Raw genomic sequence first — 26195 nt, 5'->3', positions numbered from 1 at the left:
CTCGTAATCGTGGTCAGCGCTGTTGCCGGGTACGCTCTTGCGGCCCTGCTCTGGTGACAGCCCTCCTCGGCTGGCAATAGGAAACGGGGCTTTACCTGTACCAACTGGCCTGATAAATCCACAACAAGAAAGCGGCATTTTCTGTGCCTTCCAGGCGCTCAGGGTGCTCACCGGTATCACCAGGATCCCGGCAGTCCCTGCGTGTATCAGTGGCTTGGTCGGTGTCGTGGCCGTGTTTTTTCTATTCGTTGTTTCTTGTGTTTGGCTTATACCTGTTCCTACGAGTTAGTGTGCGCCACCGTGAGTTCGTGCTGGTTATCGCTAAGTGAATCGAATTGATATCTGACACTTGGATGCCGGTATGGCAAAAGCATTATACATGAAAAGTGGTCGAAGTCCGCTCAGGTCACAACGGCGGGCGGGTATGACGGGAAGCTAGGGCTTCTTCGTCCATGAAGTGCTTGCTGGCCATGCATGCCGAAGAGCCAGGGAAGGAGAAGGTGCCCGATGAATTCATATCTAAGGGCTTCAAGCAAAGGTACATGCTGGCAGGCGTTCCGGAGGATTGCAGTCACCGCCCGGCGCGAGCATTTCCGCTACCACGCAGACGATGAAGTGTTCATGGGGGATTGAGGACCGTATACGGTCGAACCGATACACGGCCTCCGGAACTCCTGCAGGCTCTTCAGCAAGGTCGCACACCTATAGCAGCGTGGTCTGATTGGCACGGTCAAGGGTTCAACCGAGGGATTGTTAATTGCAATCCTGCATTGGATAAAAGTTCGCTTTCCAGAAACTTCGAAATTGATATACAAATTATTCATCAGTTTTTTGATGAAGGTTTGTTACTTTTGTACTCCGAAGCGTTCCTATTATTGTTGCCAACTTCAAAACTGTAGATCAGAAGTTATCCGAGCTATAGTATTTTAGCAATTATACTTCTTCCTATGTAAGTTGTTCCTTTGTGCAAAACCGGGGAGAACGCGAGGGTCTTTCGTGTTGGTCAGATAAACAAATAGTCTAATTTTTGTGAATGCAAATAAGGATAGACGATAAATAGCATATGACAATTATCTCTAATCTGAGGTAAAAACGGTTAACAAAAGTTGATCATTTAGAGCAACTATTCTGATCTCGCCCCAGGGATTCAATCAATCCATCGTCTTCAGGTGAAACCTTGAAATTCTATACAAAGCATGTTCGGCAGACCTAAACCGTCAATTCTTATGAGCAGTTATGCCCCCCCCCCCTCCCCTCGCCGGGTACTACTGCATACGGGGGAGTGGTAGCAACTGATAGGAAACTTTCACTCATTCCCCAATCATGCCCTACCTGCGCAATTGGTTCGGTGTAAGAGGATAATAATGATTTTGTTAGTCATCCAAATCCGTTTTTAAATAAATTCTGACGTATACAATTACTACTATTTGATTAAGTCGAATGAGATCATGGGCGAATTAACGGTGGAGAAACAAGGAGAGCAGTAACAATCTGCACAGATGTAGTTGCTCTAGAACGAGACGTTCACTCAGATCGAGTAATCCTAATTGGAGATAAAGGCCTCGGATATTGACATGGACAATTTGCTAAAGGACAGGAACAACAGATTATATCTTTCCTCGGTAGTTACAGATAACTGTGGGAGCTCTTTAATGATGTTTGCATTACCTCTCATAGTGCTGGATATAACAGGTAGCGGAATACATCTGTCGTTCATTTCTGCAATCGAAACAATACCGTTCCTTATTTTGGGTCTTCCGATAGGTGCGATAATAGACAGATTAGATGTAAAGAAGATCATGATCTTTAGTGACTTGATCAGACTGCTGAGTTATTCGGTTCTTGCTATCGCTTTGGCATTGAAAGTATCGCCGGCATTTATGATTTTTATCATTTACACAGTTTCGCTTGCAGTAAGTGTGATGAATATCGTAAGCACGGTGTCGGAAATTACTTTTGTTTCATTCTTGGTTGAAAAAGAAAATTTTTCGAAATTAAACAGTACAGTTTACGGAATACAGTACGGTGTGAATTTCGCGCTACCTATACTAGGGGGAGTGCTGTATAAATTCATTCCTCAAAGTTTGTTGACTGACATATCTGTTGTTTTCTATTTAATCAGTCTATTGCTGGTGAATAATATAATCCTCATATCTCAGAGCGACTCTTCTGCAAGGTTTTCCTCTATTAAGCACGGTGTAAATGCAGTATTCACAGATATAAAGGATGGGGTGCGATACACTGCTAAAATCCGTGCTGTTCTGTACCCTCTTGTGCTTGCCGCCTTGGTTAATATAGCATCGGCTAACTTCCAGAACGATAGTCTGATAATCTTACGTCAACAAATGGGTCTTTCTTCTGATCAAATTGGTTTGATTTTGTCAATCGCGGCAGTCAGTGCTTTGATTGGAACGGTTGTAGTAAATTGGTTAAATAAAAAGATCGAGTTTGGCCAGCTTTTGGTACTGTCGATTATTGCCGGTTCTCTTTTTCGGGCGGTATTCGCATTAAGCGCTAATTTAGTAATTTTAGTTTCTTCAATTGCATGCATTGCGATTAATGAGTCGATTCTTAATATCAGTATAATCACGAATCGACAGAATGAAGTTGGGCAAGAGTACCTTGGTAGGGTCACGAGTATATACAAGGCAGTTCTAATCGGGGTGAATTCTATAGGCTATTTACTTGGCGGATTTGTTGCCAATAAGATAGGTTCAAGATTAGGTATCGGAATATCGGCGGTTGAACTTTTTGTAGTCTCAATGATAAGTCTATTCTTGATGACTTTTGTGAGGGTGCGTAATGATTAGTTGCACCATAAAGGGTATCCATGAGGACTTTATCGATGAAGAAAATGGGTATATCTGAGATAGGCGGCGGGATACTGCAATTTTGAGCTTGACTCGGTGAAGTAATGAGAGTTCCGTCTGGTTTGTCCACTGCTGTTTGGTGCCGGCGCACTGCCTTTTCTGCCACGCTGCATGGAGAAGATGAGACTCAATGAAGGAGTCCGAAGTGACCATGTCCGGTACCGTTCTGGAGTCTCATCGATATCCGCAATATGCTCTGTACCATGCAACTTTCAAACAAACCTAAAAGCGAAAGGCGGCCACTTGGTCGTATTTTGCGCCACTAGAGTGTCGAACACAGAAGGTGAAGTCTGCTGTTGCGATGATCCTTCCACCCAGAGTGCCACTGTCGATGAAGTGGAGCGGACCAGATTTTGATCAAACTTCTCCGGTCGTGCGTTCATCATGAAAAGTGCGAAAGCCTGGCGGAGGCTGCGTTCGGTTATCGCGGATAAACGCTAAGAAGAATATCATGTTACTCGAAGACCCATCCAGTTTCTTCGACACTGCCAATGTCTATCCGCATAGGAATACCGAACGATACCTGGCCCAGGGCCTGAAGAAGTATGCGAAGTAGGACGGAATTGCCACTGCCCCCAAGTCTTCTTCATGCCCGCAAGCCCACCATGCAGCAAATCGACCATAGCCTAGAACGTCCGGGAATGGACTACGTAGACCTCTATATCAATCACCGCTGGGAATGCCTCGCATCCTCGAAGAGGATATGGATGCTCTGCGCAATCTGGTGAAAGCGGGAAAAGTACGCTACCTGGATGCAATCGCCATGTACGCCTGGAAGTTCTAGAAATAACGATTCGTGGCGACAAGCTGCGGATAGGCTCCTTAGTTTCGATGCAGAGCCATATGGGCCTGATCTATATGTAAGGAGGAACGTGAGCTGGTTCCCTCTGCCAGAACGGGAACATCACCATCGCTCCATACAGCTCCTCTGCCTGGACGCCAAAATCGGACAATGGTCTCAGCTAGGGGAACGTTCATAAAGTCATAGTCCTCAGGTCTGTGACCGTCTACTTGACTTTCGCAATTGCGGACGTATCAATTGCAGCGAGCTTGTTCGATGCGCTTGCTTTGCTCGCGCCAAGTGATTGGAGGGATTCCGGTTTCTCTGGTGAAAGCCGCGCTGAATGAACTGGGACGCATATATCCGATCTGCCTGCCAATCCAGGCAATGTCCTCACCAGTGGACAAGAGAAGACGGCGGGCCCGGTCCATTCTTTGCTCTCTGATATACCTGGCCAGACTTGTTCCGGTCTGACGCCTGAAGGCGAGGCATAAACGGGTGCGTCCCACATACAGTGATTGGGCTATCCGATCGATGGAGAGATCGCCGCCCAGGTTGGATTGGATATGGGTTTTGACCTGCTGGACCAGTTCGTGGTCGTGTGAGGATTCGTGTCTTTGCACAAGTGCAGAGGAAGCCTGGGCCAACATTGCCATGAGGAGGTCGATGTGTGCTTTTATGAGGAACTCCGTCTGGCCTGGCCTTCCGGGGGCAAACGTTGACAGGGCGGTTAAAGCGGACTGTGCAATATTAGATGGCCAGGGACTGCCAAAGGCGTCAAAGAGTCCCCCGACCTGACCGGGCCATTGGTTTTCCAGCTCCATGAAATAGCCGGGCAGGATGCAGATGCTCCGGGTCCGAGAGCGAGAGCCTGCCGGTATGCGGTTGGTGACCGATCCCGCCTGCTGGATCAGGGAGACCATATTGCCTTTCTGCATGGTAAATGGCTGCACCCCATAAGGAACAGGGTTGGATACCGGGCTTTCATCCAGGGTCAGGCAGGCGTAGTCGGTCATGGCGTACTCACTGAAGCTCATCTCGCGCAGGAAGGTGATGTCGTGCCATATGACCAGGCAATAAGGACCCGCCAAATTGGCTTGGAACCTTCCTCGGCAAATGTCGCCATCCACCTGCCCTTCCAGTCCTCCTGATCGATAATGGAGTTCCATGCCGAGTTGCTCCACCTGGGGGCGATACAGGGTCTGTATCTCGCGGGATTCGGAGCGTATCGCGTGGTCTGTCATTGCTCACCTGGTTTCATCCTGCCGACCTTGTGACAATCTCGGCAGACTTTCGTTTTCGTTCGCAGCTTTTATGGATTTATTCGTCCCTTTGTGACGGTCTTCCGGGCATTGACTTCTCAGATTACGTTCGATGGCAGCGGACGACAAGAGTTTTGGATGAACCTGGAGGAAAGAGATGGCCACAGACCAGACGGATTCGGGTAGCAAGCCGGATTTTGCAGAAGGTAAAGCACAGGGCGGGGGAGGCCGACCTGGCCAGGAGAGGCCACCTGCACGCAGTTCCCTAATGCGGCTGCTCGATTTCGCTGGCCCTCGCAAGGTGTTCTCCTATCTCGGCTGTGGTCTGTCCGCGCTCTCCACGATTGCCGGCCTTGGACCTTACATCTGCATATGGCTGGCGGTGAAAGACCTCCTCGCCGTAGCGCCGAAGTGGTCCCAGGCCACGGGAATCGCCACATACGGATGGGTTGGATTGGGGTTTGCGGTGGCATCCGTCATTCTGTACTGTGCAGGACTGTTGATGGCGCATCTGGCAGCTTTCCGGAGTGCCTCCAAGATGCGTAAAGAGGCCATGAACCACCTGATGAGCCTGCCCCTGGGGTATTTTGACCTCCACGCTTCAGGCGAGTTGCGTCGCACGATTGATGGCTCGGCCGGCGATACCGAGAATCTGCTTGCCCATATCCTCCCTGATGCAGCCGGCTCCTTCGCCATGATTCTTGGTATGCCGATATTGATGCTGGCTTTCGACTGGCGTATGGGCCTGGCCTGTCTCTTCCCCATCCTGATCGCCCTGGTCTGCATCCGTGTCATGATGAACGATCAGGGACAGTCCTTTGTGAAGAAGTACCAGGATGCCCTGGTGCGAATGTCCAAGACCGGAACCGAATATGTCCGTGGCATTCCTGTGGTCAAGGTCTTCCAGCAGACGGTCTATTCCTTCAAGGCCTTCCACGAGGCCATCGAGCACTACAGCCGAATAGCCAGGAACTATGCCATGCAAATCTGCCACCTGCCCCAGACCATTCAGATGACGGCCCTGAACGGGACTGTAATTTTCCTTGTTCCTGTAGCCATCCTGCTGGCTTCGGGGCATGGTGACTTCACCTCTTTCCTGACTGATTTCGCCTTCTACGCCGTCTTCTCGGGCATGGTTCCCACAGCCATGACCCGTCTGCAGTTCTCCAATGAGTCCTTCAGCAAGGCCGACGATGCCTTGAACAGAATCACCGGCGTGCTCAGCATCGATCCCCTGACGGTAGTTGCCGAACCGGAACACCCGAAGTCGGCGGATGCATCCATGGAACAGGTGTCCTATAGCTATCCAGGTGCCAATCGTCCGGCACTCGATCGGATTGACTTCAAGGTGCCGGAGGGCGCAATGGTGGCTCTGGTTGGTCCCTCGGGAGGAGGAAAATCGACCTGTGCCAGTCTGGTGCCGCGTTTCTGGGATGTGGATTCGGGCAGGGTCGCTTTGGGTGGCATTGATGTCAGATCCATGGATCCCCACGATCTGATGGGGCAGGTCGCCTTCGTTTTCCAGGCCAACAGGCTCTTTTCGACGACCCTGCTCGAAAACGTCCGCGCAGCCAGGCCAGAAGCGACTCCCGAGCAGGTACTGGACGCATTGAGGGCGGCTCAGTGCGTGGACATTGTCGACAAGCTTCCCAATGGGCTGGATACCGTGCTCGGTTCGGGTGGAACCTATCTTTCCGGGGGAGAGGTCCAACGCGTGGCTCTGGCCAGGGCAATCCTCAAAAAGTCTCCCATTGTGGTTCTGGATGAGGCGACTGCTTTTGCCGATCCTGAGAACGAGGTCCTGATACAGAAGGCGCTGACCAAACTGACCCAGGCTGAAGGGGGCCGACGGCGAACCGTTCTTATGATTGCCCACCGCCTGTCGACTGTGGCCCACGTCGATCGAATTCTGGTGCTGGACGGGGGCCGTCTGGTTGAGCAGGGTACACATCGCCAGCTTCTTGATGCGCAGGGTACCTATGCCCGTCTCTGGTCTGATTACAAGCGGGCGGTTTCATGGAAGGTCAACAACTCTTCGAAGGCTGCCGGCAAAGCGGATCACAACCTCGCAGGCTCCACTGTGGGTGAGGAGTACGCCGCTTCCGGTGCCGGGCCATACGCTGCGGACTCGTCGACTGGTGATTCCGACATTCAGAGGGAAGGAGGTGAGGCATAAGTGCTCGCCTCATTCAAGAAGAAGTACGCCCTGTCCGATCAGGGCGTGAGAATCGTGGTTCTGGGAACGTTGTGGACTACACTGACCAATCTGATCATCATGGCGGGAACGGCCTCTCTTCTGCTGGTCATGAACGCTTTTGTCGGACACCTGACAGCGGGGGCGCCCCTGCCGGAGATCTTGCCCTATCTAGCTGGTCTCCTGGTCTTTGCCCTCATCCTCTTCGGCTCCTCCTGGTTCCAGTACAGTTACTCCTACGGTGCGGTCTTCAGCCAGACCGGAACTCAGCGGATCAACTTGGCCGAGAGACTGCGCAAACTGCCACTCTCATTTTTTGGGCGGCGTGACCTAGCTGATCTGACCGAAACCATTCTGGGTGACGTGGCCACCATGGAACATGCCTATGCACATGCCTTGAGCCAGCTTTACGGAGCGGTCGTCTCATCCGTCCTGATATTCCTGTCGCTTCTGCCTATCAATTGGGCTCTTGACCTGGCTGCCTTCTGGAGTGTACCGGTGGCCTTCGCTATCATCTTTGCCACTCGACGATTTGTTGAAGCCTCGTCACGGCGCACGAGGCAGGCCCAGGTGCGGGTCATTGACGGCATTCAGGAGGCGCTTGACTGCGTTCGGGAGATTCATGCCACCAACCAGGAAGACAGGTATCTGGACAGGCTCTTCTCGACCATTGACGACACCGAAGCCACTACAGTCCGAACCGAGATGACCAATGGTCTTATAATGAACTCCGCCATGGTGGTTTTGAGGTTGGGTGTGGCAACGACCTTCCTGGTGGCTGCCGGATTGATTATCCAGGGCAGGATCAACTTCATGGTCATGTTCCTATTCCTCCTGATGGTCTCACGGATCTACTCACCCTTTGATCAGGCGCTGATGCTGGTTTCGGAGCTCTTCCAATCCCAAGGCTCGGCCCGGCGGATCCGCTCCATCACCGAGGAACCTGTAGCCGGGGGTAGTACGGAATTCCATCCCGATGGGCACGATATCGTCTTCGACCACGTTGCCTTCTCCTATCCCGGCCTTGCGGGTAAGGCGGCAGGTGACCTGGTTCTTGAGGATGTCGGTTTCACTGCCAAGGAAGGTGAGATTACGGCCCTGGTCGGTCCTTCGGGGTCCGGTAAATCCACCTGCGCCCGCCTTGCGGCTCGCTTCTGGGATGCCGCTTCAGGTTCCATCACCGTAGGAGGGGTGGATGTGAGCCAAGTGGATCCGGAGGTTCTCCTGCGAGACTATGCCGTGGTTTTTCAGGACGTGATGCTCTTTGATGACACGGTCTTGGGCAATATTCGGATGGGTCGGAGCGGTGCCAGTGACGAGGAGGTGTTGGCTGCAGCCAGCGCTGCCAACTGCGACCAGTTCGTCTCGCGCCTGCCACAGGGGTATGAGACGATGATTGGTGAAAACGGCTCCAGGCTTTCCGGGGGCGAGCGGCAACGAATTTCAATTGCCAGAGCCATCCTCAAGAATGCCCCGATTGTCTTGCTCGACGAGGCTACCGCCTCCCTGGATGTGGAGAACGAGACGCAGGTGCAGGAAGCCCTGTCGCAATTACTGGTGGGGAAGACCGTCATGGTCATCGCCCACCGGATGCGCACTGTTGAGCAGGCCGACAAGATTGTCGTTCTTGACCATGGGCGTGTGGTCGAACAGGGCTCCCCGCAGGAGCTCATGGCCGCAGATGGTGAATTTGCGCGGATGGTTCGTTTGCAGGCAGAGAGCGCAGACTGGTCCTTGTAGAGAGGGCTTGGACCGACTCTTGGTATCGCCAAACGGCAGAGAAGGGCAACACTACATCATAGGCAGTCAGAATATTTCCGAACAAACTGAGGAACGAGTGGCTGAATGCGAGATTTCATTCCAAAATTGATTGTTCCAAAGACTGTTCCGAGTAAGCTTGAACTGTTTGCATTTATATTGCTGACTTTTATCAACGCGTAGTATAAAGTTTTAATTTATAAGTTTTAATGTAAGCTCACATGCTTCACAAGGAGGTGGCTTTACAGAGAGAATTGGATTTGATTGAGCCTCCTCTGCCGCTCGAAACAAGTCATGAAATTTGATCAGCATCATCAAAGGTAAGTATCACTGGATAATCAAGCAGCTCGGACATGTCGAAATTAGCCTGGTGGCGTCTGCGAAAGGTGGCACGGTGAGACGCTTTATGGATAGATCGATACTGAGGCTCAACAATCGCCTGGAGTTGGTCTTTCTGTATTTGGGCTGCTTTCTATTGGCTGGGTTTTTCGTGTATTTGAAACACCAGGCGGATGATTCGGAAGTGTTGATGAGTTACATCAAATTCATGATCGAAAAACGGCGCGCTTTCGTTCTGGGGTTTTCTGCGTTTGTGTTGGTGTTTCTTTATCAATTGGTGACAAAAGCCAGAACTGAGGTCAGATGCCGGGTACTGGTGGGAGATACGTTGAGGCAGATAAAACTCAGGTATCTTGTCGAATGCCTGATATTACTCGGCATTTCTTTCTTGCTTTCGACTGTGGTCCATCTGCTGTTGGGCTTCGAGACAGTTGATAGCTTCTATGTGCTCTTGGCCCTGGCCGCATACGTACTGTTGAGCGCTGCGTTCTTGGGGGCAAGATGAAGGTTTTCCGCTTCTTTCTGACTCATGTATTTCTCAGGAAACCAATCTTTGCCATAGGTGCGCTGGTCTTGTTCTTGATGGCCAACTACATGGCATTCCTGACAGCTCATAGTGTCTTGTCCACGCGTGAGGGATACCAGCAAATGGCGCATTTTGACAAGGAGGGAACATTCGTAGCGAACCTGGATCCGAATTCAGATTTTGGTAACAAGGACATCTCAAAAGCATCGATTCAGAAAGTCTACGATCGTCTGGACAGCCGATATCACTACGCGCTCTATACGGACGGAATGATGACCAATCTGGCTAATGGTTGCGGGGTTAAGGTTCCAGTGAGTTATATGAACCAGCGATATAACGACCTGGATGGGTTTCCCATTGCTCAAGGAAGCGGGTTGACGTTTGATTACAGCCTGGTGCGGAACGATGCCATTCCCGTGTTGGTGGGCGAGGGACTGGCTGACGACTATCCGCTTGGCACGCAATTCAAGATGCATGACCCTGCCCTGCTGCGAGAAGTAAGGGTGAAGGTCGTCGGTGTCATCGCCGAGAATTCGGTGCGTTCAAACTTCTACGCGCTTAATTCGAAGAAGTACTACAATTTTTCAGTAGTTGTGCCCGTCACCACGGCTTTCATCAAACAGGCTGATGTCAGTTTTAATATCAACGCGCTCAACGATCTCGTTCTATCTGATACCGATCGTGCGGACGTGTCCGAATTGGGCGATTACATCGACAAGACGATTGGGGCCAAGTTCAACCTTTACAGTTATCAGGACAACATTGACTATTACAACGAATATTTGTTCTCTTCTTTGCGTTTTCTGACCGTGGCTTCCGTTGTACTGCTTATTCTCATCGTTTTGCTGTCTGTCTGGAGTGCACTGATCAGTGTGCGGGTAATGATGCGTGATTTCACGATCAACCTCATGGTGGGGCTGAGCTATGGCAGGCTTCGTCGGCTTTTCTACGCATATTATGCGGGCCTTTCCTTAATTGCATTGCTTGCCGTTTTCGCTATGGCAGCTTATTCGCGGCATAGCTACTGGCGAAGGAAGGATGCATTCTTAATGACCTATGGCTTGTGGGGAATGATCAGGATGGACTGGCTGGCCTTACTTGTCGCGTCGCTGTTCGATTTTCTTCTGGTTGCTATGCTCGCTCAATTGATCACTTGGAGGCTCAGGCGTGTTCCTATCTCATTGGGGGTGCTGCAATAATGGACAAGGTCATCGATCTCAACCTGGATCATAAAACATACAGGAAGGGCTCATCTTCAGTCACTCTTCTTGAACATTTCTCGCTGACGGTCGCCGAGGGCGAGAAGGTCGCAATCGTTGGAGAGTCCGGCGTTGGCAAGAGCACATTGCTGAACATCCTCGGTCTGCTCGATACACGCTATGAAGGCTCTTACAGGCTGCTGGGCAGATCCGCGCGCACGCTGTCGGACCTCGAATCGGCTGCATTGAGGAACCAGAAAATCGGGTTCGTTCTGCAGGAATCAGCGCTCATCAGTTCCTTGAGCATCGCGGACAACATCAGGTTGCCCCTGCTTTACGCGCGGACACCGCGCAAGGGGGATTCTCGAAGATTCGACCAGGTGGTGGACTCTTTAGACATCGGGTCGATACTGAGCAAAAAACCGCTTGAATGCTCCGGAGGGGAAAAATCAAGAGCAGTCTTCGCACGGGCCGTCATTATGAACCCCGAGGTTGTTCTTGCCGATGAGCCCACTGCCTCACTCGATTCAGAGAACCGGTCGAGGATCATCGCTCTGCTCTTTGCCCTGAACCACGATTCAGGATCCACAATCGTCACCGTTACCCATGATGCCTCACTGGCTGACCAACATGATCGAATCATCAAACTTCAACGAAAGGCCTAGAATATGGGTTTCTGGATTATGGTATTCGAGGCTTTTCTCGGGCTGGTGCTTCTAATTCTGGGAGTCGTTCGGGCAAGAATGACAAGCGCTGGTTTGCGCTGTGCATATTGGGCGTAGCATGCCTGGCATTCGCCGTTTTTGCTATATGAGCAGCCGGTGAAACAATGCCGGTGGCCGGCATCGAGTGAGTATGAGTAGCGGTTGCTGACGGGGGGGGGCAGCAGATAGCTTATTGGGGGAGCCAAAGAGATTCCGAATTGCCATGGCTGATCGAATTAATGAGTGAGTTTTGCTTCTTTCCATGAACGTGCGGGAGATACTGGTGATTCGATTGATTCGCCAAAGATTTGAGATACCTGTTCCTCTTTAAATTTGTAGACAGGTGCTTGAGCATTCGGTCCTAACAGCCAGCGGTTCTTATGCTGATGTATTTCAATCACCATTGGTGGTAATCTTTTCAAAGAGTGTGTGGCAGGTTTGGCCGCTCAATGCAATGAAACTTTAACGAACCGCTGTACCTACCATAAAGGGTGGCACCAATGAATGCTGCTATAGAACTTGGCAATCTAGTTAAAGAGTATGAAACGCCAGCAGGGGTTATCAAGGCCCTGGATCACCTCGATTTAACCGTCCCTGAAGGGGGCATCTTTGGTCTGCTGGGCCCTAACGGTGCCGGAAAATCAACAACGCTCGAAATAGCTGTCGGCTTGAGAAAACCGACTTCCGGAACTGTCAACATATTCGATAGGAATCCGCAGACTGATTCGCAGTGGATTCATCAGAGGGTGAGTATTCAACCACAGGAGTCCACTGTCTTTCCCCAGGAAAGAGTGGGGGAGATACTGTCATTTTGGGCCAGTCTTTATGATCACCCGCGCGACGTGGACAAGGTCGCGAAATGGATGGGCTTGGACGAATTGCTGCTCCGCAAGGTGGCGAAATTATCAGGTGGACAAAAACAACGTCTGAACGTTGGTTTATCCATCATCGGACGGACGAAACTAGCCATACTTGACGAACCTTCCACTGGTCTTGACGTAATGGCGCGAGACGACCTTTGGAAGGTGCTTCGTTTTTTGGCCGAAGAAGGTACGACAATTGTCTTATCGACACATGATTTGGATGAGGCGAGAGTTCTGTGCCAAGAAGTTGCGGTGATAGATCATGGTCGATCTGTAGCTCAAGGCAGTCCGGAGGAACTCATAAGGAAATATGCCGAGGGGACGTTGATATCTTGCCAAGTAAGCCCGGATGGACTATTGGATCTGGTGAGCATGCTTCGAACTTTCGGCGAACCGAAAGTTATTGATAAGACAACCATCTCGATACGTGCTGACGATACGGATCCTGTTATTGCTGTGCTGTCAAGCAATCCTGCGGTTTCCCAATTACGTATGAACGAACCAAGCCTTTATGATGCCTTCGTAAGGCTGACCGGGCATGATTTTGAATAGTTGACGATACTCATTTTTGATAGGACTCCAGATGACACAAAAACGGGACCTTCGCCCCCTGTTGGCGCTACAGACTCGTGAACTAATCAGGAACACTTCATACTTTATTTTTGTCATAATTTTCCCCTTTGCCATGGCGGGAATGTTCCTTCTCATGTCCGAGATGATGAAAGGGCAGGCTGATGCTCCGGACTTCAGCCCCTTTGTCATGCCCATGGCCCTCTTTCTGGCAGTGACCGGTACAGCTTTGACAATGACTGCAGGCCCTTTGGCCGAGGTCAGGCAATCAGGAGCTCTTCGGGTACTTTCAACTACGCCCATCCGCAAAGCTGACTATTTGATGACGTATCTGGCTGTAAGGTTCATTATGGCGACCGTGCAGATCATTGCCATAGTCGGCGCTTCAGTATTGCTTAATCTGCTTCCGCTCAGGGATGTTGGTCGAGTTTTTGTCGTGTCCTTATTGGGTCTGGTCATGTTCCTTGCTCTGGGTTATTTAATGGGCGGGTGCCTTTCCTCGTCGCAGTTGGCAACCAACCTGGGAACTCTCGTGCAACTGTTGGCTTTGTTCCTCAGTGGCCTGGCCATACCCTTCGCCATCCTTCCGAATTGGCTGACAAATGTTATCAGATGGATTCCTTCGACTCTATTTGGAGATCTCATTTTCTGGGCATCAAAAAATCCTCTGCAGCAAACGGGCGCTATGCTTTCAACTTCCATCGTGCTTGCTTTTACTGCAATGCTTGTATTTTTGGCGGTTCGTAGTTTCAAATGGGATGTGGAGTGAATTTGGAACACCGATTCTTACTAATATTAAGAGAGCACAGGAAAGTTGAACCGTTGAATGCGGATCACAAGTTAATTATGGCACTGGTCAATAAGAGAGTTTGAGGGTTGAGCTAGGCTTCTTTTCTCAATTACTGTCATGTCTGGGATTATCGGCACATACTCAGTGGAACTGATTCAGCCCGTTTATACTTCTGCCGATGGTCAACAGCATCATCTGTTTCAGGAGGATCGCCAAGATGGACCGATCCCCGTCATTTGAGCCGAGGTTGTTTCATTTGACCATTCATACTATCGGCAAGGTTTCTTAATCTTCTGTTCTTTTCCTGTGAAGCACTGTACTGCGACTGTCGGTCGTGTGCTGCTATCCCGCTGGCAGTATTGTCATGAAAGTTTCTTTTAGCGCGACAGATACTTGGTCATGCCGAAGACATGGCATGACCTGCATTTGGTCTGTTTCGGATGTCTATTGTTTAATAGTCCTCCTGTCTGTCGCGACTATGGTCACCAATGGAACACGTATATCATCGTCGTTTCGGATTTTTTAGAGGGACTTCGTCGATTCACGTTGCAACAGTTGATAGTGGGCGGTAAGTCTTTGGGGTTGTTGCTTGGTTTTGGTTTGAGTCTTCCCGGAGGCTTCGTCTAGGCGCATCACCAGGGTGTCAACAGCCTGCCGGGCCATATCGTCGAAGTCGAAGGCCACAGTACTCAGGCTGGGAGCGATGAAGGCTCCCTGGGAGATACCGTCGAAGCCAATGACGGATACTTGATCAGGAATGCTGATATCCCGATCGATTAACGCTCTGATGACGCCAAGCGCCGCAGCATCGTTGATGCAGACCACAGCGTCAAAGCTTACCTGATTGCCGTATTGGTTCCTTGGTGAATTTTCGTAATTGGAGGCGAGATCATAGTCGATATAATCCAGCATGGTTTGGCGGCTGGTGCCGGGGCTCCAATCCGGAGGGTTGATGAACTGTTGAGGTCGTGGTTTCATGCCGTGGTTTGCCAGTGAGGATTCATAGCCGGCGACCCGGGTCGTGGCTGAGTTCAGTGGATTTATGCATTTCGTTAAGGGTATGTAGGGCATGCCAAAAAAAACAGGGTTTCGGCAGCCGGAGGCAAATAGATAATCGGTGGCTTCGCGCATGGCTCTTTTGCCTGGGGTTTGCAAAACATCATATTCGGGATTTTCATCTTGAGCGGAAAGGAGTAAAGCGGGTTTGCCGTGTAATTGCGCCTTGATCTGCCGGCTCGTCAACTTACTGGGGCTGAAAATGACTGCATCGCAGAAAGCGCTGATTACATGCTCCAGAATTGTGGTTTCGCTCTCACGACGGTAGAGGGTTTGTTGGATGACTGTTTGTAGCCCCTTGCCCAAGGCATATTCTGAAATAGCGTCAGCTAGCTGGCTGACGTATGGATTGGCAATTTCCTGGACGACCAAGCCGATAGCCCCACTTTTACCAGACTTGAGGTTTCGGGCGGAAAGGTTAACGGCGTAGTCGAGTTCTTGTGCCGCTGCCATGACTCGTGAACGTGTGGCCTCGGAAATCATAGGGTCTCCGTTCAAAGCATAGGATACTGTGGCCTGTGATACACCAGCCAAAGCGGCGACATCACGCATTGTGACCATGAATTCTACCTTCGTCTTTCTTCTGTTTATGCTGTCGATGCCGAACCATAGGAAATTGATTGCCGTCTCCAAACAACGAACAATGCAGCTGAATCCATTAATCTAAGAATTCATTGCATATAGCTCATTACCTATCGTTCTTCTGACTTCAATCATGCTACGACTTCTTCAGCTTATATAAGCAGGCTATGGCAAATCAACATCATATTTGACACGTATAAGTTGCATGCGTTATATTGTTACTGGCAATTAGCTGATTCGATTCAGTAAGTGTCTTCACTGAGTCGAAATCCTGTCGAATGGTTGGTGCGTTGATGCCTGGCCATCCGGCAATATATGAGAATCAAGGATTCTTTGAACCAAGGAGGTTTCAATGAGGTCCTGGAAGAAGAAAGGCCTGACCGCCATCCTCGCGGTACTTGCATCAGTGTCCATGGTGTCTTCACTTGCGGCTTGTGGGGGCAGCAATGGCGCCGGCAAAGATGAATTGGTCCTAACGATCTGGGGTGGTGATATCGACAAACGTGTCATGCAGAAACGTCTGAGTCTGGCTAAGAAGAAATATCCCAATATCCCCGTCAAACTGCAGTATATAGCCAAGGATTACGATACCAAGATCCAGACTATGTTTTCAGGCGGAACACCACCCGATATTTTGGAAATGGCTGATAATATCAACGCATACTCCAGTCGTGGTCAGCTGGCTGATTTGACGTCAGATTTCCCGAACGTCGCTCGAGACTATGGCAAAACCAATCAGAAGATCTATACATATAAAGGCAAGCTGTATGGGGCGCCTGACAGGGCGGCACCTGCGGTGATTTTCTACAACAAGGACATTTTCGATGCTGCTGGTGTGGAATACCCCAGCGAAAAGTGGGATTGGAATACCTTCTTAACCAACGCCCAGAAATTGGTCAAGCGTGAGAATGGCAAGACCACTCAGTGGGCCTACTGCGAAGGTGATTGGTGGGCCTGGTATATGACCTGGATCTATCAAAACGGCGGCCGTATTCTCGACAAAGATGGCAAGCCGGTGGTGAATTCGCCTGAGAATGTTGAAGCCATGCAGTTCTATCAAGATCTCATGTACAAGTATGAGGTCATTCCCAAGCCGCAGGAGATCACGGATTCAGGCGCTGACCCCCTGTTCGCACAAGGTAAGACAGCCATGAATGTGACTGGTTTCTGGGACATCTCCTCACTTAAGGATGCCAAATTCAACTGGGGAGTTGCACCCCTGTGGCATGGCAAGAAGACTGCTGTACCCATGTTCTTCAACGCCCTTACGGTCTCTTCTCAGAGCAAGCATAAGGATGATGCAATCAAGATTGTGAAATATCTGACCTCTAAAGAGGGACAGCGGCCTATCGCCGAGAGCGGGCTCGACATGCCAGCAAATCTCGCTGCGGCCAAGGACAAGTCCTTTACCCAGGCATCTTGGAATAAGAATGGATTGGATCTGACTGCTTTCACCAGATCTACTTCGATGACCTATGCTCCGCCGTTGACGCCAGAATGGTCACAGATCACCAAAGCCATGTCCGATGGTATGTCCCAAACCTGGAACGGCAAGCAGGATGTCAAAACTGGCTTGGATAAAGCTCAGAAGACATTGGAGCAGGCTCTGAACAAGTAGCAGGGTCAGTCCAGTTCCAGGCAGCTGGCGGATCCGGCGCATAATGGCCGGATCCGCAGCGCCTTTTTACCCGCAGTGCTCTGTTGCGCCAAGTCAGATGCGCCTGCCGTCGTGTTTTTACATCGTCAAGAGGTGATTTGTATGAGTATATCCGCATCCATAGGACGTCGTCATCGTGGTTCGCGTCGAGGAATGAAACGGAGCACTAGGGAGACCCTGTTCTTTTACGTATGTATATCTCCGTGGATTATCGGCTTTGTAGTTTTCACTGCGGTGCCTATGTTTTCTTCGCTGTATCTGTCGTTTACCGATTGGGATTCATTTCAGAAACCCAACTGGGTGGGTCTTGGCAACTATGCCAAGGCTCTTACTGCTGACCCTCTTTTTTGGAAAGTGCTCAGAAACACTTTCTATTACGCTATAGTCTCTGTACCTGTCTCCCTGCTCATCGCCCTGTACTTGTCCAATCTGCTTTCTCATGACTTTCGTGGTAAACGCATCTACCGCACCATCATTTATCTGCCTTCATTGGTGCCGCTTGTGGCAGCAGGATTGATTTTTAAATGGTTGCTCAAGCCTGAAGATGGACCAGTCAATGCCTTGCTGGGCCTGTTCGGCATCAAGGGTCCTGCCTGGCTGTTGGATGCAAACTGGGTTATTCCTGCCATAATCCTTCTGTCCATCTGGCAGGTTGGAGGGGGAACGATCTTGCTTATTTCTGCCATTAATGGAGTGCCAAAAGAACTGTACGAAGCTGCTGAAATTGATGGAGCAGGTCACTACAGATTGTTTTGGAGCATAACGTTTCCAATGATCACACCTATTTTATTCTTCAATCTGGTCACAGGAATCATTGGCGCTTTCCAGGTCTTTGACCAGGTTTACATCCTGACCCAGGGTGGCCCAGACAATGCCAGCCAGATGATGGTGCCTTATATCTATACGTCTGCGTTCAAGGATTTTCATATGGGTTATGCATCAGCCCTGGCTTGGATACTCTTTGTCATCATCATGGTAATTTCGGCAGCGGTGCTTAAGTCCTCGGATGCCTGGGTGTTTTATGAGTCGGAGGTAAAGAAGTGAATACCCGTTCTGATTTTGGCGGCAAGGCGAGGCGTTACGCTATTCTCACCGTAGTCTCCGCTATCCTTTGTGCCCCGTTGGTCTTCGTCGTATCCATAGCTTTAAGCTCTGATGCAACGACCAAAGCTATGAAATTTACTTTTCTGCCAGGGGAATGGCACTGGGAGAATTTCGTCCGCGTCTTCAGCTCTGGACTTCCTATTGGCAGGTTCATTCTCAATTCTTTGATAATCGTCATCCCTGCCTGCATTTTTATGACATTTTCTTCGGCATTGGTCGCATACGGGTTTGCCAGGCTGCATGCACCAGGCAAGAACATCCTGTTCATCCTGGTTCTATCGACGATGATGATACCTGGCCAGGTATTGATGATTCCTCAGTTCATTCTCTTCAGAACGCTCGGATGGATCAACACACTCCTGCCTATGATCGTTCCGAATCTTTTCGCCAACGCCTACAACGTTTTTCTTATGCGTCAGTTCATCACTCGTATCCCCACGGAACTTGATGAGGCAGCGGAGATTGACGGCTTGGGATACTTCAGGATTTTCACCAGAATAATCCTGCCTATGATGGTCCCTGTCTTGGCGGCAGTGTGTGTCTTTACATTTTCATCCAACTGGGGGAGTTTCTTCGGGCCCCTGCTCTACATCAATGATGAGGATAAAATGCCTCTGGCGTTAGGCTTGCAGGTGCTTTCGAGCCAGAGTTCCAGCGTGCAGACACCGCCTTGGAACATGATCATGGTAGGAGCGCTGATCCTCATCCTGCCTGTGCTTATCGTCTACTACTTTGCCCAGAGATATCTGTACGAGTCGGGGATGTTCGCCGGATCAGCGGGGATCAAGTAAACACCAATGTTTGTCTTGTTTTGCAACAAGGCGAAAGGCACAGAAATGATGAGAAGAAAAGCGATGACTTCGAATGCCTCTGGAGCACCTGTAGGTCCGATCATGAATCAGGAGTCGGACGGCCGATTCGGTTATGTTGCGCCGGACTTGGCGGTCTCAAATGCCAGGAAGGGCTCACCCGATCCAGTAGCTTTGACTCAAGGGCGTTTGTGGATTGACGGAAAAGCAAGGGTTCTGCTGTGTGCCTCGGTCTTTCCCTTTCGTATACCCCGAAGTCAGTGGGAGCAGCGTCTGAATGCGGTAAAACGGCTGGGTTACCAGGTCATAGATGTCTATACGCCTTGGAACCTGCATATGAGGGAACCAGGCAAAGCTGACTTTTCAGGTCGTTTGGACATCGAGGAGTTTCTGCGCATGACCAAACGTGCCGGTCTCTATGCTTTGATCCGGCCAGGCCCCTATATCTGTGCAGAATGGGATGGCGGGGGTCTGCCAGCCTGGGTGCTTACCGATCCTAAGTTTCGAGCCCGGCAGCACGATGAGGCCTTCCTGGAGGCTGTCAGAACCTGGTATCAGCAAATTATCCCCATTATTTCGCGCCAACAATATGCTGGACACGGCCATGGAGGACCCGTGATCATGGTCCAGGCGGATAACGAACTGGACTTTTTCGACTGTGAGGATCCAACTGGATACATTGGCTCACTGGCCTCCATGATGCGGGAAATGGGAGTGCGTGTGCCCATTGTCATCTGTGCTGGTCAGGGGGATATGACTCGTGCCGGCGCTGACGCTGCAACGGTGGCACCCGCTGTCAACCTCTACCCCGATGATGACGATCCGGATTTTGATCGGCAGGTGCGTTATTACCGTCATGCCGCCAGTAGGCGTGGAGCACCCCTGGTTGTGACGGAGACTAACCGCGTACATCGCACGCTAAGGCGTTTGGTTGGATCGGGAGCGGCATTTATAGGGCCTTACCTACAGGTGTCTGGCTGGGATTTCGATTACGGAACCTCCGTCAACAGTTGGGGTTCGTTAGAGGCCTTTATGACAGCTGACTACGACTTCGGCGGAGCTGTCGACCCTGCCGGCGGCGAGCGACCCGAGGCCGATCAGGCACGTCGATTGAGCGCAATCATCAATGCATTGGGCGACCGGCTGAGCATGGCTCAAGTGGCAGATGAGGGGGCAATCGCCAGCCTTGCCGGTAGAATTCGAGCTGAAGGCTGTCCGCTCAGCCTGGAGGATCCGCGGTTAGGATTGGGCCTCCTGAATTTGGCCGGTGGCGGCGAATTGCTGACCTTGACCAATGTGAGTGAGCAGAATTTGGAGCTGGAGGCCGAAAGAGGCAATGGTTCACCTGACAGATGGCCCCTGCCGGCGAAGACCGGAGTGATGCTGGTACGAGATCTCCCTCTGGGGTCAGGCTGTTTTTTGGAAGCCACTAGCGGTGAATTGACAGGACTTGAATTCGACGAGAAGACCGGGATACGAGTGCAAGTGGATGCTCCCGATATGATACCTGGCCCCCTTTGGTTGCGTTTAGCATTTCCTGCCGATACGTCGCTGGATAAGATGCGGATTGACGGGGACTTGATCTGGCATCCCCTGGCTGACGCCTGTGAGGATTCCGTCCAGGATACTGGGTTGGGAGATGAACCTGTCAGAGGATTGGCCCTTTCTGGAAAGCATGGAATCCTCCAAATGATGCTGACTACTCCAGAAGGCCGGAAATCAATTACTGTACAGTTGGGTCAGCCGGTTACGAGGGTGCGGGCCTCGCATGCACCCATCGTTCGGTTGGAATCGGTGGGCAAGGCTGAATGTGACCAGTTATGGTCTTCTCCGTCTGCGTCGATTCCAGGCAGCAGACTGCCTATGTTGGAAGAGCGAGGTCTGTGGTCTGGCAGTGGTCTGTATAGTACGCGTTGCAGTCCCGACGGAATTCGTGGGATGGTCCTGCGGCAGGCAGCAGATGTGGTTGGCCTGCAATGGGGGGATCTGCTGATGCCCTGGGTAGCAAACGGCGGGGGTGATTACTGGATGCCATTGGATGGCTCAGCTATCCAACGAACTGATGATGGGGATCCGCTCTTGTCCATAAGAGTAGGCATCTGGGGGCACTCCAATTTCGATGACACGAGATTGCAAGCCCTTAGGTTGTCAGCTGGGCGGGGTTTATCCGGCGTGTTGGCCGTGCATGACATCTTGCCCCTGAATTCAGGATGGCAAGTAACTGAGATTAAACGCTGGTCGTCGCCAGGAGGAAAAGCCGATGTGGTCCTTCCGGGGCGAGATCCGGTTCCCCGAATGGGCTTTGGGGGCTGGTCGGCGTCTTATTGGCCCAGGGTGGTGACATATGCCCGTTCCCTGCCAAGTTTGTCGGTTTCATACCCGGCAGAGGCTGGTACAAGGTCTCGGTCGAGAATTAAGAATGCATCTTCGGATCGAATGCTGGATGAAGAGAGCTTGTTGCTGGTCGGAGCCTTGCACTTCAAGGGTTGCCAGTGCAAGTGCGAAGTTGAACTTAACGGCTGCCAGATAGGAACAATCACCCCTTATGAGTCGACGCTTTGGCTAGGGCCCTTACAGTCAACGGATCGGTTGACTATCAGAACATGGCAGACCTGGGGTGAGCCGACTGGAACGATTGAACTACTGGTAGGCGAACCCATTGCAGACTGGACTTTACGCACGCAAAATCTGACGATGCTTCGAAAGAGCGCAAGTCGGGCAATTTTCAAAGACCAGCGCCTTCCCGTAACTTGCCCGCCCGGCAGCTGCCTCTGGCTACGCATTTCTCGGTCAGCTCTAGCGCAAACTCAGCAACGTGGATCAACGATAGTTCGCATGCAGGGTCAGGGCCTGCAGGTGACTGCTTTCGGGGAGCATACCAATCTGGGTCGGTTGGTGTTGGGCGGTTTGCCTGGAACGATATTTGCTGGAGGACGCGGCGATCTGCTCATAGTTCCTCAAGAAGAGGGAGATCTTTCGCTGCTCATTGAGTCCACTGGCAAAGAAGCAGGTCGGTTGGACTCAATTCAGCTGGGAGGTGCTGTTGACTTGAACTCAGAGAGTGGAGATCGGTAAATAAACATTCCTGGAACGTTGATTGTTGTTTCTTGAGAATGCAAATAGCGACAAAGTCAAAAGTTTACCGTGTGGTTCAATAATCGTTGTCGGAAGCAAACGAGTGTTTCGAGACTGATTTGTCGAGCGCTGGCAAAGCGGCAGGGGCGATTATAGGCATATCCATTGGGTTTGTACGGTCTTGTCGTTCATCTTAAATGCGCTGGACGGATTGCTTTATCGTGCCCGCTGGCCACTTTCACACGCTGGTCTTGCCGTCAGCCGGGCGGCGGGGGCCGCTATCATGAAAGCCGGAACAGGATCGAGCGGGTCCTTCGGATCGGGCCCGATGAAGGAATGCGTACATGGCGGATATGGTTGACAATCACAATGACGATGAAGGCCCGGACCTGGGCAGGACCTACCACAGTGGTCCGGTCATCATGCGCGGGCCCATGATTCCCGAGGCGGACGCCAACGCTGGTTTGCTCTCGTCAGGCGGCGATACGGACTGGCTGCATATGGACCCCTGGCGGGTGCTGCGCATCCAGGCTGAGTTCGTCGACGGGTTCGGTGCACTGGCTGAGCTGGGACCGGCAGCCGCCATCTTTGGCTCAGCTCGGACCGGCAGGGAGGATCCCACCTATGCTGCTGCACGCAAGATGGGCGGCGACCTGGCCAAGGCCGGTATGGCGGTCATCACCGGGGGAGGGCCTGGCATCATGGAGGCGGCCAACAAGGGCGCTGCTGAGGTCGGCGGCAAGTCTGTCGGTCTGGGCATCGAATTGCCCATGGAGCAGGGGCTCAACCGCTGGGTGAATCTGGGCATCACTTTCCGTTACTTCTTCGTACGCAAGATGATGTTCATGAAATACTCCTCAGGCATCATCGTCTGTCCCGGCGGGTTCGGAACTCTGGATGAGATGTTCGAGGTGCTGACCCTGGTCCAAACCCATAAGGCACCCAGCATGCCCATCGTCCTCTTCGACAGGGCCTACTGGCAGGGGCTCTTTGACTGGTTTTCGAACACAGTGAAGCAGAGGGGCATGATTTCTGAGCTGGACCCCGATCTGGTCATCCGTACTGATGATCCTGATGAGGCTGTCGAAGTCATCCTGCGCCACCGTGGCTGAGAATTAACAAGCGGGCGGCGGTCAGCGGGCGCGGGTGGCCATGATCATACCTGTGCCGATGGGCAGCAGACAGGATTCCCAGTCATCGTCTTTGCTTATGGCTTCCATGATGGTCCGTAAGGTGATTGTTTTGGCGGACCTGTTGGCCGGGTTGAGTACGCCGCCCTTGTCCGGATCCTTCAGCAGATCGAAGGCATCCGTGAAGATCACCTGTCCTCGGTCCTTGAGCAGGCGCGGAGCCTGGTCCATGACCTGTTGGTAGTTGTCCCCATTGCCTGAGACGACGATAAGGTCGTAGTCGCTGGGGTTGAGCTTGGGGAAGTAGGTTTTGGCAGCCGCATTGACTGCCCGCAGCCTCATTCCAGGGTGGGCTTTTTCCATGCCCGCGAATATTTTTTTGACTAGTGAGGTGCCTTGGGCTGTGGAGTCGACGGCGGTGAACTGGCCATGACCATGCAGGCCCGTCATCAGGCGCAGGGCTTCGACCACAGAGCCGTTGCCGACCAGGATGATGGATGCCGGAGCGTTCCGGCCAGCCAAAAACTGCAGAAAGGCGCCTTGAGACCGGGAGCACTGTGCGAATCCGGCCTCCGAAGCCTTGTCTCGCAAGGTCTGCAACTTGTCTGATTCGACGTTCAGAGCGCTTGCCTCGGCGAATTCCCATCCTCTGGCGATGTTGTTGTACGAGGTTTTGTCCATGCTAACCATGGTAACGACCAGAGGGCACAAGCCTGTCGAATGCTCATGCTGACCTGTGTGCGTACGAGTCTGACTACTCCTTGACGGCTTCGACTAGCTTCCACATCTCTTCACCCACGTCGATGCCTCTGGGACAGGGTCGGGTGCAGGCCCGTATGGACTGGCATGCCTGGATTCCGTCCACCTGGTCAATGGCCTCTAGACGTTCCTGTCGATGGCTATCGCGGGAATCGTTGATGAATCGAGCCGCTGCAATCATGGCCGCCGGGCCGACAAAGGCCTCGCCGCCCGCATAAATAGGACAGGCGCCCTGGCAGAGTCCGCAAGCGATGCAGGTGCTGAGCAGTTCATACCGGGCCAGCTCTTCCGGAGTCTGCCGGTATTCCGACGCTGGTTCTGCGTCGACCACTTTAGCCTTGGCTGCTTGGCTGATGGCTTTTGTTAACGGGTTTTGTGCCGAATCCTGGGTCTCTGGTTGATCGGATTCGTGGTGATTTTGGCGGCTTTCGGCAGAGGAATCATCATGAAGCAGATAAGGCTTAAAGCGTCGAATCTGTTCAAACATGGTGTCGGTGTCCACTATCAGGTCTCTGAGTGGGGTGAAGCCGGGGAGCGGACGGATCTCTATCACTGAAGATTTATCAGGGTCTGAAGTTTCTGTAAAGTGTGTGGTGCCTGTATGGTTTGTGGTTTCTGTATGGTCTGAGGTTTCAGAAGGATTTGTGGCTTTAGGGCCTGTGGTTCTGGAGTTTATGTCCGAAACTGAGTGCAATGTCGACGAGGATGTGGCCGTTGCGGTGGTCGCCGTGCCGGTTCGGCGGAAAGCTGGAGGCTGTTGAACTTGTGGACTTCCATTAGCTACACCGAATGAGGCGTATGCGTTCGGCATGGTCTCGGATGCAGACAAGCAGTCGGCGATGGTGGCTGTGCAGAGCAGATCCGGACGGTCGTTGATGAGCACGGCATCCGACCCGCACATGCCATGTCCACAGGAGTACCGGAAGTTCAGTGTGGGATCCACCTCTCGCTTGATCTGCAGAAGGGCATCGAGAACAGTGCGCTGTGGGGCAATGCGGATCGTGTACTCCTGTGTCCAGCGGCGTCCTCGTGCTCGTCGGCTACCCGCTGCGGCAAAGGGGTTGCTCTTGGCGAATGGGCTGGTTCGCGCCAGACGCTCTGATTGAGGTCGTGGGGTAAACCGGGCTATTCGGAAGGTCACCGGACGGGGATCGCGGTCCGATGCTGATGCCTTGGATCCGTCTGAGCCTGTGGACTGTGATGTCACGGTTGCTCCTGTCCTTGCTCGGGATGTGTCCCTATGCCCACTAATATGCGCGGCCTCCATCCTAATCCCTGCCTGACCAGCATAGGTGTCGAGCAGGTGCCTGTCGGAACAGGATGAGCTCAGGGTCCATCAGTAGTTGCGACCCTTAGGAGGCATGTCAACGATATGAACAGGCTGCCAGGAGACAACTTCCCTGGCGTCGATCATAGTGTGGGCCAGGTAGTGTTCGTCGTCGCGTTGCGGATAATCGCTCCGGTACAAGGCACCGCGAGATTCCTTACGTTTCAGGCTGGCGTTCAGTACGGCCCGGGCCAGGGTCAGCAGGTTGTCTACCTCCATGATGGCGGTCACCTCTTGGTTGAGCACTGCTGTGCCACTGTGCGCACGCAACTGCCTGGCATCGGCATCCAGTTGATCAAGGCCACGCAAACCCTTTTCGATGCTGCTCTGATCGCAGCGGACGGCTACGGCCTCCTCCATCAGACGTCCCAGCCGACCCATTAACGCGTAAGGGTTGTTCGGGCTGGCACCGCCATTGGGGTCGGATTCTTCGTTTTGGTTGTTGGTCAATGTTGACTCCGAGGGCTCGGCATCACTCTCTACAGCCAGCAACTTGTCCATGAAGGTCTGACGCCTTCGCAGTGCCTGTGCGAGCGTAGGCGCGTCGGTCATGTCGTTTGGCTTGTCGGCATTGGCCATGATGGCGGCGATGGTCTGTCCGGTTCTGGTGCCGAAAAGGCAGGCGTCCAGCAGGGAGTTGCCGCCTAGCCTGTTGGCCCCGTGAACGCTGACGCATGAGCACTCCCCGGCGGCATACAGTCCGTCGACGATTCGACGGCTGCCATCCTGCCAGCGATAGACGTGGCCACGATCTGTGATGGGGATGCCGCCCATGGTGTAGTGGGCGGTGGGTTTGACAGGAACCATGTCCACAGTGGGATCCAGGTGGGCGTAGCGATG

18 protein-coding genes are annotated in these 26195 nt (G+C 52.1%); 13 read left to right on the top strand and 5 right to left on the bottom strand.

Annotation, left to right across the window (positions count from 1 at the left end; genetic code table 11):
* Positions 1-1574 precede the first annotated feature (1574 nt).
* On the top strand, positions 1575-2810 hold the full coding sequence (locus AC0AP0_RS01030) for an MFS transporter (protein ID WP_490428942.1): 1236 nt from the start codon (positions 1575-1577) through the stop codon (positions 2808-2810).
* A gap of 1095 nt (positions 2811-3905) precedes the next feature.
* Here the strand turns inward: AC0AP0_RS01030 and AC0AP0_RS01025 are convergent.
* The gene (locus tag AC0AP0_RS01025; protein WP_490428941.1) at positions 3906-4895 is read right to left on the bottom strand and encodes a helix-turn-helix domain-containing protein; all 990 of its coding nucleotides are present in this window, start codon (positions 4893-4895) and stop codon (positions 3906-3908) included.
* 175 nt (positions 4896-5070) lie between these two features.
* On the opposite strand from AC0AP0_RS01025, the gene AC0AP0_RS01020 reads away from it, so the two are divergent.
* The 7 genes from AC0AP0_RS01020 (at position 5071) to AC0AP0_RS00990 (ending at position 13835) form a co-directional block, all read left to right on the top strand.
* Positions 5071-7089 carry an ABC transporter ATP-binding protein gene (locus AC0AP0_RS01020; protein WP_490428940.1) on the top strand — a complete coding sequence of 673 codons (2019 nt, stop codon included), beginning with the start codon at positions 5071-5073 and terminating at the stop codon, positions 7087-7089.
* A complete protein-coding gene (locus AC0AP0_RS01015) occupies positions 7090-8847 on the top strand; it encodes an ABC transporter ATP-binding protein (RefSeq protein ID WP_490428938.1) in 1758 nt (585 codons plus the stop codon). It abuts the gene before it with no gap.
* A 319-nt stretch (positions 8848-9166) separates the two neighbouring features.
* Positions 9167-9709 carry a hypothetical protein gene (locus AC0AP0_RS01010; RefSeq protein WP_490428937.1) on the top strand — a complete coding sequence of 181 codons (543 nt, stop codon included), beginning with the start codon at positions 9167-9169 and terminating at the stop codon, positions 9707-9709.
* Positions 9706-10929: an ABC transporter permease gene (locus AC0AP0_RS01005; protein ID WP_110425391.1), complete on the top strand. Its 1224-nt coding sequence runs from the start codon at positions 9706-9708 to the stop codon at positions 10927-10929. The genes AC0AP0_RS01010 and AC0AP0_RS01005 overlap by 4 nt, the downstream gene beginning before the upstream one ends.
* Entirely contained in the window at positions 10929-11594 is a 666-nt protein-coding gene (locus AC0AP0_RS01000; protein ID WP_490428935.1) for an ABC transporter ATP-binding protein, read from the top strand. Before AC0AP0_RS01005 ends, AC0AP0_RS01000 begins: the two co-directional genes overlap by 1 nt.
* Positions 11595-12133: 539 nt before the next feature.
* On the top strand, positions 12134-13048 hold the full coding sequence (locus AC0AP0_RS00995; protein ID WP_490428933.1) for an ABC transporter ATP-binding protein: 915 nt from the start codon (positions 12134-12136) through the stop codon (positions 13046-13048).
* 31 nt (positions 13049-13079) lie between these two features.
* The gene (locus tag AC0AP0_RS00990; RefSeq protein ID WP_490428932.1) at positions 13080-13835 is read left to right on the top strand and encodes an ABC transporter permease; all 756 of its coding nucleotides are present in this window, start codon (positions 13080-13082) and stop codon (positions 13833-13835) included.
* Positions 13836-14378: 543 nt separating this feature from the next.
* Here AC0AP0_RS00990 and AC0AP0_RS00985 read toward each other — a convergent pair.
* Positions 14379-15473: a LacI family DNA-binding transcriptional regulator gene (locus tag AC0AP0_RS00985; RefSeq protein ID WP_490428931.1), complete on the bottom strand. Its 1095-nt coding sequence runs from the start codon at positions 15471-15473 to the stop codon at positions 14379-14381.
* A 373-nt stretch (positions 15474-15846) separates the two neighbouring features.
* Between AC0AP0_RS00985 and AC0AP0_RS00980 the strand changes: the two genes are divergently transcribed.
* The 5 genes from AC0AP0_RS00980 to AC0AP0_RS00960 all read left to right on the top strand — a co-directional run bounded on the left by AC0AP0_RS00980 (position 15847) and on the right by AC0AP0_RS00960 (position 23251).
* Positions 15847-17112 carry an ABC transporter substrate-binding protein gene (locus tag AC0AP0_RS00980; RefSeq protein WP_046323057.1) on the top strand — a complete coding sequence of 422 codons (1266 nt, stop codon included), beginning with the start codon at positions 15847-15849 and terminating at the stop codon, positions 17110-17112.
* Positions 17113-17253: 141 nt separating this feature from the next.
* Positions 17254-18195, top strand: coding sequence for a carbohydrate ABC transporter permease (locus AC0AP0_RS00975; RefSeq protein WP_198208426.1), 942 nt, complete (start codon positions 17254-17256; stop codon positions 18193-18195).
* Positions 18192-19046, top strand: a complete 855-nt coding sequence (locus tag AC0AP0_RS00970; protein ID WP_490428929.1) for a carbohydrate ABC transporter permease — start codon at positions 18192-18194, stop codon at positions 19044-19046. Before AC0AP0_RS00975 ends, AC0AP0_RS00970 begins: the two co-directional genes overlap by 4 nt.
* Positions 19047-19061: 15 nt before the next feature.
* Positions 19062-22139, top strand: a complete 3078-nt coding sequence (locus tag AC0AP0_RS00965) for a beta-galactosidase (protein WP_490428928.1) — start codon at positions 19062-19064, stop codon at positions 22137-22139.
* Between the two features lie 344 nt (positions 22140-22483).
* A complete protein-coding gene (locus tag AC0AP0_RS00960; RefSeq protein ID WP_121912639.1) occupies positions 22484-23251 on the top strand; it encodes an LOG family protein in 768 nt (255 codons plus the stop codon).
* 21 nt (positions 23252-23272) lie between these two features.
* Here the strand turns inward: AC0AP0_RS00960 and AC0AP0_RS00955 are convergent, their stop codons facing one another.
* The 3 genes from AC0AP0_RS00955 to AC0AP0_RS00945 all read right to left on the bottom strand — a co-directional run.
* Complete coding sequence (locus AC0AP0_RS00955) at positions 23273-23950, bottom strand: O-methyltransferase (RefSeq protein ID WP_490428926.1); 678 nt, start codon at positions 23948-23950, stop codon at positions 23273-23275.
* Positions 23951-24023: 73 nt separating this feature from the next.
* Complete coding sequence (locus AC0AP0_RS00950; RefSeq protein WP_490428924.1) at positions 24024-25235, bottom strand: succinate dehydrogenase/fumarate reductase iron-sulfur subunit; 1212 nt, start codon at positions 25233-25235, stop codon at positions 24024-24026.
* 129 nt (positions 25236-25364) lie between these two features.
* On the bottom strand, positions 25365-26195 hold an 831-nt coding region (locus AC0AP0_RS00945), incomplete at its 5' end, for an FAD-binding protein (RefSeq protein WP_490428923.1).

The organism is Bifidobacterium sp. POST2/T3 (B1), assembly GCF_058197115.1.
This window is presented reverse-complemented; position numbering and strand designations above follow the sequence as displayed.